The sequence below is a fragment of the Microbispora sp. H10836 genome (genome assembly GCF_012999525.1).
Classification (GTDB): domain Bacteria; phylum Actinomycetota; class Actinomycetes; order Streptosporangiales; family Streptosporangiaceae; genus Microbispora.
Genome location: NZ_JABBWU010000032.1, coordinates 40487 through 54492 on the forward strand (window position 1 = coordinate 40487; position 14006 = coordinate 54492).

The following is a 14006-nucleotide window of genomic DNA, read 5'->3' on the forward strand; positions in this document are numbered from 1 at the left end:
AGTCCACTGTAGCTGTCGCACTTCGAAGGGGACCAGCCCCGATGATCTACCTCGTCTACCGGATGAAGCTCAGCTCGCGGGCACGTCGCGACATGAGGGGCTTCTGGCAGTGGCTGGAGGATCGGGAGAAATGGTTCTACCGGGATCTGCCGGCGGTGCGGGAGGTGCGGTGGTACTACAGCGTCGTCGGCGACGTGTACGTCCTCGAGAACTGGGCCGCGTTCGACGACGAGGCGGCCTGGGGCGAGTACCGCACGGCACTCGCGAGCCTCAAGGCGGACGGCGACTGGGAGACGCGACGGGTCGGCCAGGACGACTGGTGGGAGTTCCTCGACACGCGAATTGTCACCGATCTTCCGGTGCCGGTCGGAGTCCGACGCCAGGATAGGTGATCAGACTCATCCGAATTCTCCTGGAGGAACGATGTCGCCCAAGACCCGTGCCGCAACCGACACCGACGCACCCGCGCGCGAGAACACCGGACAGGCCATCGCGACGGTCGAGCGGGCCGTCGAGGTGCTGATGCACTTCGCCGAGACCCCGTCGCCGACCCTTGGTGTGACCGAGATCGCCGAGGCGCTGGGCATGTCGAAGGCGGCCGTGCACCGGATCCTGGCCTCGCTGCGCGTTCGCGGGCTGATCGAGCTGGATCTGGTGACCCGGCGTTACTCCCTCGGGGTCGGCGCCATGCGCCTGGGCCTCGCCTACCTGGACCGGCTGGACATCAGGCGCATCGCCGCGCCCGAACTGATGGCGCTGTCCCAGCGCACCGACGAGACGGCGACCCTGTCCATCCGCACGGGCTGGACCCGGATCTACGTCGACCAGGTCACGCCGGCCCGCGAGGTAATCATGAGCGTCTCCCTCGGTGTGCCCTATCCGCTGCACGCCGGCGGGTCGTCGAAGGCGTTTCTCGCCTTCTTAACGGAAGAGGAAATCGAGAGCTACCTGGCGCAGCGGTCGCTGGAGCCGCTGACCAGCGAGACCATCGCCGACACCGGGAAACTGCGCGAGGAACTCGCGGCGATCCGGAAGCGCGGCTGGGCCCGCTCGTTCGGCGAGCGCATGGCGGGCGCCGCGTCCGTGGCGGCGCCGGTGTTCGATCACCACGGGCGGCCGATCGCCGTCCTCAGCGTCTGCGGCCCCCAGGAACGGTTCCGCGACGAGGTCGACGCGTGTGTCGAGGCGTTGCTCGAATCCACCGCACGACTGTCCGGCCAGATGGGCTGGACAGAAGAAGAAAGGAGGTGACGGCCGTCCGGTCGGCCGGCCGTCGCGCGCATGTCCCGATACGATCTGCTCATCAAGGGTGGCACCGTCGTTCTTCCCTACCACGGAGAGGTCCGCGCTGACCTGGCCGTGCGCGACGGGAAGGTGGCGGCTCTCGCCGACGACATCGCCGCTTCCGAAGCCGGCGAGGTCGTGGACGCGGCCGGGAAGGTGGTCCTTCCCGGCGCCGTCGACGCCCACTTCCACCTCGGCATCTACCGCGACTTAGCCCTCGACGCCTTCGAGGAGACCCGCTCGTCCCTCGTCGGCGGCGCGACCACCGTTGTCTCCTACTTCCGCACCGGCTCGCACTATCTCGAGCGCACGGGACCGTACAAGGAGATCTTCCCCGAGGTCCTCGACCGGGTGTCCGGCCGGTGCTGGACCGACTACGGCTTCCACCTCGCGCCGATGACCGTGGAGCAGATCTCCGAGATCCCGTTCCTGGTCGAGGAGCACGGCGTCACCTCGTTCAAGTACTACATGTTCTACAAGGGCTTCGACCTCGCGGCCAACAGCCGTGACGCCCAGGCCTTCACCATGGGCGACGAGTACGACCTCGGCCATCTCTACCTGATCATGGAGCAGGTGGCGGCGGTGCAGCAGGCGCGTCCCGACCTGCGGCTGTCTCTGTCGCTGCACTGCGAGCAGTCCGAGCTGATGCGGGTGTTCATCGACCGGGTCCGCTCTCAGGGCGACCCGCAGACGCTCCGGGCCTACCACGAAGGGCGTCCGCCGCTGACCGAGCGGGTCGCCATCGGCGAGGCGACCACGCTGGCGAGCCACACGGGCACCAACATCAACCTGCTGCACCTGTCCAGCCGGGAGGCGATCGAGGCGGTTGCCCTCGCCCGCGCGTCGTACGGCGGGATCGACATGCGCGCCGAGACCACATTGCACCACCTGTGTCTCGACCACGACGGCCTGGACGCCCGCGGCGGGCTCGGCGGGAAGGTCAATCCGCCGATCCGCACGAAGGCGGACAACGAGGCGCTGTGGCGGCGAGTCGCCGACGGCACCGTCGACTGGGTGGCCTCCGACCACGCCTGCTGCATGGAGGCGGAGAAGGGCGAGGAACTGTGGCCGGCCCGTCCGGGCTTCGGCGGGACCGCCCTGCTCTATCCCGTCCTGTTCTCCGAGGGGCATGTGAAGCGCGGGCTCTCCCTGACCCGCGTCGCCGAGCTGGCCTCGGCCAACCCCGCCCGCGCGTACAACCTGTGGGGCCGCAAAGGCAGCCTCGCGGTCGGCTTCGACGCCGACCTCACCGTCGTCGACCCCGGCCTGACCCAGACCGTGACGGCCGAGCGATGCCTCTCGGGCCAGGACCACTGCCCGTTCGAGGGAGTCGACCTCACCGGCTGGCCGGTCACCACCGTCGTCGGCGGGCAGGTTCGGTTCCGCGACGGCGAGGTCGTGGGCGAGCCGTCGGGGCGTTACGCCCACCGCGGCTGACCGGTCCGGCAAAACGTCAGACCTATTGACAGTCAATCGATGTCAACCCTACGTTTGCCAAACCCTGTTCCGTTAGGCGGAACAGGGTGGGTCAATTCTCGCAACACTTCCAGGAGCGTTCCAGATGAGCCCTGAGGTGATCATCGACGGGCTGTTCGCCGGTTCCGTCTACGCACTGGTCGCGCTCGCCCTGGCCATCGTCTTCCAGCCGACGAGGATCATGAACTTCGCCCAAGGCGAGGCGCTGATCCTCGGCGCGGCGGTCTCGTACCAGATCGTGGCGCTGGAGAAGATGAGCTGGGCGCTCGCCCTTGTCGTGACGATCGTGGTAGCGGCGCTCATGGGCGTGCTCATGGAGCGCATGATCATGCTACCAGTCCGCATGTCGGGCTCGCGCTACGCGTGGATCATCGCGACGCTCGCCGCGGCCCTGATCTTCCAGTCGCTGTTCAACCTCGGCTTCTTCGACGTCGACGCGCTGCGGCCGGATCCGGTGGTCGCGGGCGGTTTCGAGATCGCGGGCGTCTCCGTCGAGTGGCAGGAACTGCTGGCCATCATCGTGGCGCTGGCGGTCATGGCCGGCTACGACCTGTTCCTGCGGCGATCGGTCTACGGCCGCGCCATCAGGGCCACCGCGCACAGCTCGGACACCTCCGTGCTCATGGGAATCCCCGTGCAGCGCATCGTCGTGCTCTCGTTCGTGATCGCCGCCGTCATCACCGCGGTCGCGGGCCTGCTCGCCGCGCCCGTGATCTTCATCGCCCCCGCGGTCGGCCTGACCTTCACCATCAAGGGCTTCACCGCCGCGGTGATCGGAGGCGTCGGATCGCCACGAGGGGCGCTCGCCGGAGGCATGATCGTCGGTCTGCTGGACACCGTGGTCCGGAGCGTGGTCGGCGGGACGGTCGGCAACTTCGCGGTGTTCGCGGCGCTCGCGGTGATCCTCATCGTCTTCCCGTCCGGACTGTTCGGCAAGCCCATGGAGGCACACTGATGGCAACGGCGGACCCAGCTCCCCCGGAACGGGCCGGTTCCCTGTTCGACACGGAGCTCTATCACCGGATACGGACCGTGGCCATGGGCGTCCTCGTGGTCGTCGCCGTCGCGGTGCTGCTCATGTGGCCGAGCATCACCGACTACTACAGCTACAACGCGTCCTACTACAACGGCATCGTCGCCTCGGCCGCCATCAGCGCGATCCTGACGATCTCCCTGAACCTGTCCATGGGATACGGCGGGATGCTGTCGATGATGCACAGCGGCCTGCAGCTCGCCGGCGGCTACGCCACCGCGTACGTCGTGGTCAAGGCGAGCGGTTCCTGGCTCCTGGGCGTGGCGGCCTCGGCGGCCGTCGGAGTGCTCCTCGCGGTCCTGGTCCTGCTGGTCAGCCTGCGGGCGACGTACCTCTACTTCGGCATGATCACACTGGCGGCCAACCTGATCGTGATCGAGTCCGGACGCGAGTGGGAATCAGTGACCGGCGGCATCGTGGGCCTCAGCGGCGTCGCCCCCAAGCTGGGCGACGAGCCGATGTCAAAGCAGGCCTTCTACTACGTGGTCCTCGCGTTCCTCGCGCTCGCGTACGTCGTGCAGCGCAACATCGTGCGCAGCGGCGTGGGACGGGCCGCGATGGCGGTGCGCGAATCCTCCGATACCGCCTCGGCCATGGGCATCTCGCCGGCCCGCGCCAAGCTTCTGCTCTTCGGCGTCTGCGGCGGGATCGCAGGCGTGTCGGGTGCGCTGTACGCGCTGCAGCTCGGGTTCATCAACCCCGACGTCGGCCTGCTCGACAACGGCATCATCTTCTTCGTCGGGCTGTTCCTCGGCGGCATCTCCACGCTGATCGGGCCCGTGATCGGGGTCGCCCTGATCGCCGTGCTCGTCGAGCTCATCAAGGACCAGGCCCGCTACACCACGCTCGTCCTCGGCGTCCTGCTGCTGGTCGCCATGATGGTGATCCCGCGCGGGATCGTGGGGACCTGGCGGGCGTCCCGGGCCGGTCGCGACAGGGTGTCCGACGCGGGTGACGACACGCTTCCCGACGAGGTTCCCGACGTCGTGCCGGAGGTCCGCGACGCCGCACCCGAGGTGCCCGCGATCGAGGGGGTCGGCCTCGTGAAGCACTTCGGGGGCGTGCACGCCGTCGACGGGGTCGACATCAAGATCATGCCGGGCACCGTGCACGGGATCATCGGTCCCAACGGCTCGGGGAAGTCCACCCTGGTCTCCTGCCTGACCCGCTACCACCGCCTGGACTCGGGAAAGGTGATGATCTTCGGTGAGGAGGCGCCGGCCGCCCCGCACCGGGTGGCGGCGGCCGGGGTGACCCGGGTGTTCCAGGTTCCCCACCTGTTCGAACGCGTCAGCGTGCTCGACAACGTGCTCACCGGCATGCGGATGAGGGAGTCCTACACCTGGCTCGGCGCCACCCTCCGGTCTTCCGCGTACCGGCGGCAGGACCGCGCCGAACGGGCGGAGGCGCGGGAGCTTCTCGCCTTCGCCGGGCTCGCGTCCCGCGCCGACTGGCCGGCCTCGTCCCTGTCGCACGGCCAGAAGCGGCTGCTGGAGGTGGTGCGGGCGGTGGCGACCCGGCCCAAGGTGCTCATCCTCGACGAGCCCGCCACCGGCCTTACCTCCACGGAGCTCGACGCGCTCGGCCGGCTGTGCCGGGTCCTGCGGGAGCGCGGGCTCGCGGTGGTCCTCATCGAGCACGACGTGGACTTCGTCATGGGGCTCTGTGACGAGATCACAGTCGTGGAGAGCGGCAAGGTGATCGAGCGGGGCGACCCCGAACGGGTGCAGAGCTCCCCGGCGGTGCTCGAGGCGTATCTCGGCCGTCCCGAACTCATCGAGGAGACAGCGTGAGCAGCAGGTTGCTGGAGATCGCCGGGCTCGCGGCGGCGTACGGCGGGGTGCGGGCCCTCGACGGGCTCGACCTGCACGTCGACGAGGGCGAGTTCGTCGTGCTGCTCGGCCCCAACGGATCCGGTAAGACCACCACGATGAAGACCGTGTCCGGGCTGCTGAAGCCGGTGTCCGGGCAGATCAGGTTCGGCGGCCGGGACCTGGCCGGGGTGCCCGGCTGGAAGCGCCCGTCTCTCGGCCTGTGCCAGGTGCCCGAGGGGCGGCAGATCTTCCCCGACCACACCGTCATGGAGAACCTGCACCTCGGCTCCTTCCCCGTCCGGCGGAACCGGGCGGAGGCCGAGCGTAGGCGCGCGGAGGTGTTCGACATCTTCCCGCGGCTGTCCGAACGCGCCGAGCAGCTCGCCGGAACGCTGTCGGGCGGTGAGGCGCAGATGCTCGCCATCGCGCGTGCCCTCATGGCGGGACCGCGGCTTCTCATGCTGGACGAGCCGTCGCTCGGCCTGGCCCCGCTGAAGGTCGCCGAGCTGTTCGGCTACCTCAAGCGGCTGCACGAGGAGCGCGGCCTCGCCGTCCTCCTCGTGGAGCAGCAGGCCGGCACGGCGCTCAAGCTCGCCGACCGCGGTTACGTGCTGGAGCGGGGGCGGGTGGCGGTGGAGGGCACCGGGGCCGAGCTCCGGGACGACCCCCGGGTTCAGGCGGCCTACCTGGGCCGGCTCCGTCAGAACGCCACCTGACACCGTCCACCCACCAGACCCCGATCGCCACCGATACACCGATTCCCCGCCGGCTGAGCCGGCGGGGAATCTTTTTGTGCCCGGCGGCGAGGTTCCAGGGGGGTATATGAGAGGCCCCCGCGCCGGCTCGCCGATGGTGAGCCTGCGCGGAGGCCCGCTGACCCGGACCGGAGCCGGGTGATTGCCGGGGGACTGCCGGCCGGACGTGTCAGCCGAAGGCGGTGGTGCCGGGCTTGACCACGCCGAGGAACGCGGCCACCAGCACCATCACCCAGATGAGGTAGACGTACGGCAGGCAGGACCGGACCGACCGGGTGATCGCCTGCTCGACCTCCGGGCTGGAGCCCTCGGTCATCAGCCGGCCGAAGGCCGGGCCGAACGTGCTGAGCCGCCAGCGGATCAGCACGCCGCCGAGGACGCACAGGCCGTAGGCCACGAGCTTGCCGCCCAGCCACTTAGGGTTCGTCTGCACGCCGAAGGGCTCGGCAGTGAAGATCATGTAAATGCCGATGACGACCAGGACCGCGACCAGGCCGTACCTGACCAGGAGGTCCAGCCGCTGCACCAGGCGGCCGAGCGGGGTGGCGCCGCGGGTGTAGTCGTAGACGACAAGGGCCAGCCAGCACAGTGCGGCGACCCAGACGAGGGTCATCAGCCAGCCGGGGAAGTAGCCCTCGCCGAACGGGCTCAGCGACATGAGCGTCACGCCGCTGGGCAGGAACAGCACGAGGCAGATCCGCGGCGCCATGTCGACGACGTGCATGATCTTCGCGGCCACGGACCGCGCCGCGGGCGTGAGATCGGGGCGGACCACGTAGCGGCTGGAGTAGTAGACGCCGATGTCGCTGCCGAGCCAGTAGACGAACAGGACGATGTGCAGCAGGATCGCGAAGCTGTACGCGTTGAGCCCGTGTACGGGCTCGACGGCCGTGGTGGGAGTCATGGGGAGAATCTCCGTAGATGACCGTGGCCGGGCCCGACGGGCCCGGCCACGTTTTCCAATGCGGTGAGTGGTTGGTCGCGGCTGGTCGGCCGGAGGGGCGGCCTACATGCCGTCGCCGTCCCAGCGGCCGCGGGACCGGCTGCGCACCGGGAGGGTGGACAGGATGGGGGCCGGGATGGGGTCGCCGGCCTTCCACGGCCGTCCGCGCCCCCAGTCGTGGGCGTGCTCGTCGGTGCGCTCGTCGGCGTGCTCGAGGGAGGCCGGGTCCGCCCCCCAGTCGAGCGCCGGCGCATCGTGGTCGTGAGTGTGGTCGTGCCCGTGGTCGTGAGTGTGGTCGTGAGTGTGGTCGTGCCCGTCCCCGTGGCCACCCTGGAGGCGGGCCGCGTCCAGGGCCTTGGCGATCGCCAGCAGGCTCTTGTCGGCGCCCTGTCCGTGCTGCACGTACTCGACGTCGGGCTCGCCCTGGTCGCGCTGGTACTGCCACGCCGCGGTGAGGTCCGCGATGTCCTTCTCGCTGCGCCAGGTGGGGCCGGAGCCGTGGTCGTGCGCGGACTTCGACCAGCGCATGCGGCCGCCGCCCGGCCCGTAGTTGACCGCCTCGCCGCCCCAGCGCAGCCACTCGTTCTGGGTGTACCAGTTCTGCAGCTCACCGTCGGAGCGCAGCAGCCAGGTCGCGCCGCCCTCCATCGTGGTGAAGTGGCCGTGCTTCACCCGGGCCGGCCGGAAGAAGTACGTGCCCAGGTCCAGCGTGCCGAAGTTGTACTCCATGTGGCCCTGGGTGGTGTACGCCTCCTCGTAGCAGGGGTGGTGGGCCAGCCGGTGGTCGGCCCAGCCCTCCTGCGCGTGCACGAGGCGGGTGTAGAAGCCGGTGACCGGGTCGACGTGCAGGTACTTGATGAACAGGCCCGGCATGGGACCGGGGTTCGGCACGGCGTCCCACTGCATGGCCTCGCTGTCGATGACGATGACGTCCTCGCGGGCGTTCTCCCAGCGCGGCGCGTTCAGGCCGTCCACGCGGTCGAAACCCGCGTCGCCGTACTCGCGGTAGTGCAGGATCCTGGTCCCCTCGGCGAACGTGATCGCGTCGGTCGGCACGCCCTTGGGCGCGTAGACGTACCCGCCCTTGCCGATCGCGCGCCCGCCGTACGTCATCGACCCTTCGAGCACGTAGTACTCGGTGTTGGCGTGGTGGATGCCCGGGCCGCGGCCCCAATCGGTGTGGAAGTCGATCCGCAGCGAGGAGGAGCCGTCCTCCTCGTCGACGGACAGGCGCCGCTCGCTGGCCCGGCCCTCACCGTTCACGAGCTCGGCGCCGTGCCATACGTAGTCGTCTTCCTGGATCAGTTCGACGTGGGGGCGCACTGTGATGTCCTTCCGCAGATTTGTTGCTCCGTGTTCCGCAAGATGGAACGCTGTTTCTAATCACTGGAGCGTAATTGTCTGAGGTTTTGGGGTCAAGGGTTCTCAAGGCGTGAGGAACGGTCAGAGGCCCTCGTCGAGGGGTTTCAGGTCGCGCTTGACCACCTTGCCGGCGGCGTTGCGGGGGAGTGTCGCGACCACCTGCCAGCGTTTCGGCACCTTGAAACCGGCGAGGCTGGTGCGGCAGTGCGCCTCCAGCAGCGCGGCCAGGCCGTCCGCCCCGGCGGCCGGGGCGCCGGCGCGCAGGACGACGTACGCCATGACCTCCTCGCCCCAGGTGTCGGAGGGGACGCCCACCACCGCCGCCTCCGCGACCGTTTCGTGAGCGTGCAGCACGTCTTCGATCTCGCGGGGATAGACGTTCACCCCGCCTGAGATGATCATGTCCTTCTTCCTGTCGACGACGTGGACGTACCCCTCGTCGTCCCGCACCACGATGTCGCCGCAGGTGAGAAAGCCGTCGTCCGTCGTGCACTCGGCGGTGGCCGCCGGGTCGTCGTGGTAGCCGTTCATGAGGAAGGGGGAGCGGCTGAACAACTCACCGGGCTCGCCGGGTCCGGCCGGTTCCCCGGCCGCGTTCACGACCCGCAGTTCCGTCATGTACCAGGCGTGCCCGACGGAGCCGGGCTTGCGGCGCTGGTCGACCGGGCGGAGGTTGGTCACGATGCCCGCCTCGGTGGACCCGTAGAGCTCGTGGACCCCGCACGACGGAAACGCCTCCATGACCCACTGCTTGAGCGGCCACGGCAGCGCGGCGGCGTTGAAGTAGAGCGTGTCGAGGCTGGCCAGGTCCCTGGCGGTCAGCGCCTCGCGGTCCAGCGCGCGGAGCATCTGAGCGTGCGTCGGCACGAGGAAGACGGACTGCGCGCGATCACGCTCCACCAGGTGAAGCAGCGCCTCGGGGTCCCATTTGCGGAGCATCGTGACCGTGCCCCCGGTGTAGACCGGGGCGTACCCGAAGGCGAATCCGGCGCCGTGGTACATGGGCGCGACCGCCACCGACACCCGCCCGGCGCCGAGCCGCCATTCCAGCGCCGAGCAGTAGAAGGTCAGCGACCGGCTCCGGTGGCTGATCAGCACGCCCTTGGGCCGCCCCGTCGTGCCGGAGGTGTAGGTGATGCAGAACGGGTCGAGTTCGTCGATCCGCACGGCCGGATCCACCGCCCGCGCCGCCGCCAGCGCGTCCTCGTAAGACCGGCCGGTCTGGGCGCCGTCGATGGACAGGGCGGGCAACCCGAGGTCCTCGATCGCGTCTCCGGCGATCGGGGAGAGCGCGTCGTCGAGGACGATCGCGCCTGCGCCCGAGTGCTCCAGGATGAACCGGGCCTCGGCGGTGGTGAGCCGCGGATTGAGGGGCACCATGACGAGGCCCGCCTTTGCGATGCCGGCCGCGATCTCCGGATACTCCAGCCGGTTTCCCAGCAGCACCGCGACCCGCTGTCCGGTCGTGAGCCCGCGCGAGAGGAGCGCGCTCGCCAGACGGTTGGAGCGCTCGTCGAGCGCGGCGTAGGTGAGCGCGCGATCACCGTCGATCACCGCGGTGGCGCGAGGGGTGGCGCGGGCGAACTCGCGTACGCCGCCCGCGATCGACAGGGGAGCCCCGCCACGGTGGACGGTCATGTCACTTCCTCCACAGAAGACGGTGCATGGTTTGGGGGAGTTTCATCTGATTCCCGATCAGATTCGCGGCTGCCACAGCGTGACCGAGACGCCGTTCGGAGTGTCGGCGGCGGCCACGACGGCCCGGCCGTGCAGCGGGTCGTCGGTCTCGATCGGCCCGCCGAGCACCCGTCCGCCGGTCCGGCGCACGCTCTCCAGTGCGGCCTCCAGGTCCCGGGTGCGAACCGACCATCCGCTGTGGCCGAGGGAGCGGGCCGGCCGCTGCACCGCCCGGCGGTCCACCCGGTGCTCGCCGGCGGCCGAGGTGACCTCGATCCGCGCGGTCTTCTCCCCGGCGAGGAACGCCAGCCGCATCTTCGTGCCCGCGGGCAGCCCGGCGACGGTGTCGAAACCGGGAGAGGAGAACACAACGTCATACCAGACCGACATGCCCAGGCCGTCCGGTCCCCAGAACGCGACCTCGGCGTCGGCGTCGGGGACGTGGCAGACGACCGAGGTCAGCTCGGTGAACGGACGGCCGGGGTCGGCGGCCCACGCCTCGGTGCCGCGCACCGCGGCGGGCTGGACGAAGACGACGACCGTCCCGTCCGGGCCCGGGCACACGCCCTGGGTGACCTGCACCTCGCGCTCACCCACCGCCACGCCGTACGTCGTGGGGGGAGTGGCCCAGGCCCGTCCCGCCCGGCCGAGCTCGGCGTGTGCGGCATCGATGTCGCGGGCGTACAGGTCGATCCCGATCAGCCCGTCGTCGAGGTTGTGCGGAGGTTCGGCGGGCGCCATCGGCTCCGGCACGCGCACCAGATGGATTCTCCCGGTCTCGGCGCCAGCCGCGGCCAGCGCGACCACCTCGACGTCCGCGGAGCCCGACCCCCACAACGCGTCGGCCACCGCCGCCGGGACGGTTCCTTCCGAGGCGACCTCGAAGCCGAGGTCGTCGCGGAAGAAGCGCAGGTGGGGGTCGAATTCCGTGACGCCCACCAGGGCGGCGGTTATCCCCTCGACCAGCGGCTGTCGGTTGTCCTCGCTCACATGATCCCCTCAGCGGCTTTTGTTCCTGTGCTCGGAACGCTGTTTCAAAATGGTTCAGATCACGCTAGGCTCCCCGCCGACGGCCTGTCAACGGGCCGCCCAGCCGGCCTCGCCGCGGGTCGAATCACGTCTGACCAGGGAGGAACCATGCGAGCAGCGATCTCAGGGATGCCGATCATCAAGAGCCACCTCGGTGAATGGCGGGGCGAGTACATCCACGTCGACGCGGAGGGCAACATCGTCGACCGGCACGCCTCGCACCTCTACTGCCGCGTCCCGGAGGACGGGACCTACGACATCCTGCAGACCAACACCTACACCTGGGCCGACGGGCGGCAGGAGGCGTTCGACTTCGGCGGCAGGCTCGACGCCGAGGGCGTCTGCCACTTCGACACCGACCGCATCATCGGAGAGATGAGCCAGGTGGACGATCAGACGATCGTGCTCACCTGGTCGTACAAGAACGACGCGAACAACTATCTCTACGAGCTGATCCAGCTGTCGCGCGACGGGCGGCACAAGTGCCGGACCTGGCACTGGATGGACGGCGACCGCCTCGTCAAGCGCACGATCATCAGCGAGACCAAGGTCGCCTGACCGCGTGCCCGGCCGCCTGAGGGGCGACGCCCGGAAAGGTGGCGTCTGACGGGCGCCGGAACGGCGTTTCACAACCGCTTGTCGCCACTTCCCGCCCCGCCCTCCCGAAGCTAATATTCCGGACACAGAAACAACGTTCCCCGCTGTGGAACCGGATGTCCGTTCAACAGAAGGGGACCCGGAAATGCTGCGGTACGTCGGTCGTCGGGTCGCCGGCCTCGCGCTGGTCCTGCTCATCGTCCTGACTCTCGTCTTCTTCATGCTCAGGGCCGCACCGGGCGGGCCGGTCGACGCGTATCTCGGGATGAACCCCACCCCGGAGAAGCGGGCCGAAGTGGAACACCGCTTCGGCCTCGACCAGCCGATCTGGGTGCAGTACGCCAAGTTCCTCGGCAACCTCGCCTCGGGCGACCTCGGGAACTCGCTGTTCAGCGACCGTCCCGTGAGCGCCGTCATCGGCGAGCGCCTGCCGGTCACCCTGGAGCTCAGCCTGACCGCCTTCCTCTTCTGGGTGGCGTTGGGCCTCGTCGCGGGGGCGGTCGCGGCCCGCCGGCGCGACTCGTTCGTGGACGGATGCGTCCGGGTGATCAGCGTCGTCGCGCTGTCGGTCCCGAGTTTCTGGCTGGCGCTGGTGCTGGTCGTGGTCTTCGGTCTGTACGTCAAGGGCGTGCTGCCGTCCAGCGGCTGGACGCCCTTCAGCCAGGATCCATGGGGCAACCTGCGCGGTGTGGTGCTGCCCGCCTTCGCGCTCGGCCTCGGGTCCGGCGCGATCATCGCGAGAACGCTGCGCGCATCCATGATCGAGACGGCCCAGGCCGACTACGTGTCCTTCGCGCGGGCGATGGGGATGTCCGAGCGGCGCGTCCTGCGCCAGATCACGCTGCGCAACGCGATCATCCCGACGGCCACGGTGATCGGGCTCATGCTCGGCGTGTTCGTGAGCGGCACCGTGCTCATCGAGAACGTGTTCAACATCCCGGGAATCGGTCAGACCGTCGTCGGCGCCTTCACCCGGCACGACTATCCGCTGGCCATCGCCTGCACGCTGATCACCGCCTCGGTGTTCCTCGTCGCCAACCTGGTCGTCGACCTCCTCTACTTCGTGCTCAACCCCCGGATACGCGCCGGGTTCCTGAACGGGACGGCTCGCTAGACATGGTGATGACCCGGGTTCTCCCCTCGGCCGCCGGAAGGCGCTTGCCGCGGATGTCAGCGCTCACGTGGACCGGCGTGGTGCTGCTGGTGCTGTTTCTCCTGCTGGCCGTGTTCGGCCCGCTGCTCGCCGGCGATCCCGACGCCCGGACCGGGCAGACCCTCGCCGCACCCGGCATGGAGCATCTGTTCGGCACCGACCATCTCCAGAGGGACCTGTTCGCCCGCGCCGCTGAGGGCGCCCAGGTGTCGCTCCTGGTGGCGGTGGCCGCGGTGGCGTTCGGGCTGGTCGTCGCGGTGCCGGCCGGACTGGTCGCGGGCTACTTCGGCGGGCGCTGGCCCGACGACCTGATCATGCGGGTCCTGGAGGCCCTCCAGGCCCTGCCGCTGTTCGTCTTCGCCCTGTTCGTCATCGGGATCACCGGAACCGGCGACTCCCAGCTGGGCCCGCTGTCGCTCACCTCGACGACCAAGGTCGTCCTCCTCCTCGGCATCGGTTTCATCCCGTACTTCGCCCGGGTGACCCGGTCGGCCGCGCTCGTGGAGGTGCAGGAGGACTACGTCGACGCGCTGCGGGTGATCGGAGTGCCGCGGTGGCGCGTCATCGCCGGTGAGGTGCTGGTGAACGTGCTTCCACCGGTCCTGGTCCAGGCGTTCCTGTGGCTCGGTGTGGCGATCTTCGCGGAGAGCGCCCTCAGCTTCCTGGGCCTGGGAATCCAGCCTCCCCGGCCCAGCCTGGGCAACATCCTCGGCGACGCGACCGGCTATATGTTGCTCGGGGCGTGGTGGTACTCGATCATCCCGGGCCTGGTCATCCTCGTCGCCACGGTCGGCTTCAACCTCGTCGGCGACGGCCTCGGCGACGCCCTCGACGCGCACGGACATCGCTGACCCGCGCGCACATACACCCCCCCACTTCTGAG

Annotated in this window: 13 protein-coding genes; 9 read left to right on the top strand and 4 right to left on the bottom strand. The window is 69.5% G+C overall.

From position 1 onward, the window contains the following. The first annotated feature begins 41 nt into the window (after positions 1-41). The 6 genes from HHX30_RS37495 (at position 42) to HHX30_RS37520 (ending at position 6323) form a co-directional block, all read left to right on the top strand. A complete protein-coding gene (locus HHX30_RS37495) occupies positions 42-392 on the top strand; it encodes a hypothetical protein (RefSeq protein ID WP_169988629.1) in 351 nt (116 codons plus the stop codon). A 31-nt stretch (positions 393-423) separates the two neighbouring features. Beyond that, positions 424-1251 carry an IclR family transcriptional regulator gene (locus tag HHX30_RS37500; protein ID WP_169988631.1) on the top strand — a complete coding sequence of 276 codons (828 nt, stop codon included), beginning with the start codon at positions 424-426 and terminating at the stop codon, positions 1249-1251. Positions 1252-1281: 30 nt separating this feature from the next. Continuing rightward, on the top strand, positions 1282-2721 hold the full coding sequence (locus HHX30_RS37505) for a dihydroorotase family protein (RefSeq protein WP_169988633.1): 1440 nt from the start codon (positions 1282-1284) through the stop codon (positions 2719-2721). A gap of 124 nt (positions 2722-2845) precedes the next feature. Continuing rightward, positions 2846-3715: a branched-chain amino acid ABC transporter permease gene (locus HHX30_RS37510; protein ID WP_169988635.1), complete on the top strand. Its 870-nt coding sequence runs from the start codon at positions 2846-2848 to the stop codon at positions 3713-3715. Further along, entirely contained in the window at positions 3715-5586 is a 1872-nt protein-coding gene (locus HHX30_RS37515) for an ATP-binding cassette domain-containing protein (protein WP_169988637.1), read from the top strand. The genes HHX30_RS37510 and HHX30_RS37515 overlap by 1 nt, the downstream gene beginning before the upstream one ends. Next, the gene (locus HHX30_RS37520) at positions 5583-6323 is read left to right on the top strand and encodes an ABC transporter ATP-binding protein (protein ID WP_311923018.1); all 741 of its coding nucleotides are present in this window, start codon (positions 5583-5585) and stop codon (positions 6321-6323) included. Before HHX30_RS37515 ends, HHX30_RS37520 begins: the two co-directional genes overlap by 4 nt. 208 nt (positions 6324-6531) lie before the next feature. Here the strand turns inward: HHX30_RS37520 and HHX30_RS37525 are convergent, their stop codons facing one another. The 4 genes from HHX30_RS37525 to HHX30_RS37540 form a co-directional block, all read right to left on the bottom strand. Continuing rightward, on the bottom strand, positions 6532-7266 hold the full coding sequence (locus HHX30_RS37525) for a hypothetical protein (RefSeq protein WP_169988639.1): 735 nt from the start codon (positions 7264-7266) through the stop codon (positions 6532-6534). A gap of 102 nt (positions 7267-7368) precedes the next feature. After that, the gene (locus HHX30_RS37530; protein WP_169988641.1) at positions 7369-8628 is read right to left on the bottom strand and encodes a DUF4437 domain-containing protein; all 1260 of its coding nucleotides are present in this window, start codon (positions 8626-8628) and stop codon (positions 7369-7371) included. 120 nt (positions 8629-8748) lie between these two features. Then, entirely contained in the window at positions 8749-10305 is a 1557-nt protein-coding gene (locus HHX30_RS37535; protein WP_169988643.1) for a class I adenylate-forming enzyme family protein, read from the bottom strand. Between the two features lie 57 nt (positions 10306-10362). Further along, positions 10363-11334 (bottom strand): hypothetical protein, encoded by a 972-nt coding sequence (locus tag HHX30_RS37540; protein WP_169988645.1) that lies wholly within the window; start codon positions 11332-11334, stop codon positions 10363-10365. 147 nt (positions 11335-11481) lie between these two features. On the opposite strand from HHX30_RS37540, the gene HHX30_RS37545 reads away from it, so the two are divergent. From HHX30_RS37545 to HHX30_RS37555, 3 genes are all read left to right on the top strand, one after another. Then, positions 11482-11931 carry a DUF3598 family protein gene (locus HHX30_RS37545; protein ID WP_169988647.1) on the top strand — a complete coding sequence of 150 codons (450 nt, stop codon included), beginning with the start codon at positions 11482-11484 and terminating at the stop codon, positions 11929-11931. 184 nt (positions 11932-12115) lie between these two features. Beyond that, on the top strand, positions 12116-13084 hold the full coding sequence (locus tag HHX30_RS37550) for an ABC transporter permease (RefSeq protein ID WP_169988649.1): 969 nt from the start codon (positions 12116-12118) through the stop codon (positions 13082-13084). Positions 13085-13137: 53 nt separating this feature from the next. Then, complete coding sequence (locus HHX30_RS37555; RefSeq protein WP_169988651.1) at positions 13138-13974, top strand: ABC transporter permease; 837 nt, start codon at positions 13138-13140, stop codon at positions 13972-13974. The last annotated feature ends 32 nt before the right edge of the window (positions 13975-14006 follow it).